The 1305-nt window shown below is 61.3% G+C and carries 1 protein-coding gene; it reads left to right on the plus strand.

The genetic code is table 11. The features are described 5' to 3' along the window. Positions 1-81: 81 nt before the first annotated feature. The gene (locus tag C5O79_RS37855) at positions 82-1302 is read left to right on the plus strand and encodes an ISL3 family transposase (protein ID WP_122473473.1); all 1221 of its coding nucleotides are present in this window, start codon (positions 82-84) and stop codon (positions 1300-1302) included. Positions 1303-1305 lie beyond the last annotated feature (3 nt).

Here is a 1305-nt window from a genome sequence, read left to right on the forward strand (position 1 = left end):
GGTTCATCGCAGGAAACCGTGGAGGGTTTGAGGGTGATTGCGTAACCTGACGCCTGACTTTAAGGAAGTCAGGAGGAAGAATTGCTCGATCGCAAGGCACTTCAAGCACTTGGCTGCTGGACTGGCTATCGGTTGGAGCGGGTGGAATGGCCGGAAGGAGAAGGCCGTACGCTATCGCTGCATTTGAAGCCGGTCAGCAAGGTGATGTACTGCGAGCAATGCGGTGCACGGTGCCATCAAATCCACGAGACGACGGTTCGCCGCGTGCGCGATCTGCCGCTGTTCGAGTACCGGGTGGTGCTGCACGTCCCCCGCCGCCGGGTCTGGTGCGAACGCTGCGGCGGTCCGCGACTGGAGAAGCTGGCGTGGCTGGGCCGTTACCAGCGAGTGACGGAGCGATTTGCCAAGGCCTGCGAGAAGCTGCTGCAAGCGGCCAGCGTACAGGCAGTGGCGGCCTTCTACGATCTGGGCTGGCACACGGTCAAATCGATCGACAAGATGCGCTTACAAGCGCGTGTGGCTGAGCCGGACTGGTCGACGATCCGCTATCTGGCGATGGACGAGTTTGCACTCCATAAAGGTCATCGGTATGCCACGGTGGTGGTCGATCCGATCGGTCGGCAGGTACTCTGGATTGGATCGGGTCGCTCGCGCGAGACGGCCCGTGCCTTCTTCGAGCAGCTTCCTGAGGGCGTCGCCGAGCGCATCGAAGCAGTCGCGATCGACATGACCACGGCCTACGAGCTGGAAATCAAGGCGCAGTGTCCGCAGGCCGAGGTGGTCTACGACCTGTTCCACGTCGTGGCCAAGTACGGGCGGGAGGTGATCGATCGCGTACGAGTGGATCAGGCCAATCAGTTGCGCCATGACCGCCCGGCCCGCAAGGTGTTGAAATCCAGTCGCTGGCTGCTGCTGCGCAACCGCCACAACCTGAAGCCCGAGCAGTCCGTCCATCTGAAGGAACTGCTGGCTGCCAATCAGCCGTTGTTGTGCGTCTACGTGCTACGCGACGAACTCAAACGGCTCTGGTTCTACCGAAAGCCAGCCTGGGCGGAAAAGGCCTGGGAACACTGGATCGAGCAAGCCCGACAAAGCGGGATTGCCGCGCTGCAACTGTTTGCACAGCGCCTGCAGGGTTACTGGCACGGCATCCTCGCCCGCTGCCGACATCCGCTCAATACCAGCGTCGTCGAAGGCATCAACAACACCATCAAGGTCATCAAGCGTCGGGCCTACGGGTACCGCGACGAGGAATACTTCTTCCTCAAGATCCGCGCCGCGTTCCCCGGTAATCCTCGATGAACC

The sequence above is a fragment of the Burkholderia sp. SRS-25 genome, assembly GCF_004343765.1.
Taxonomy (GTDB): Bacteria; Pseudomonadota; Gammaproteobacteria; order Burkholderiales; family Burkholderiaceae; genus Burkholderia; species Burkholderia contaminans.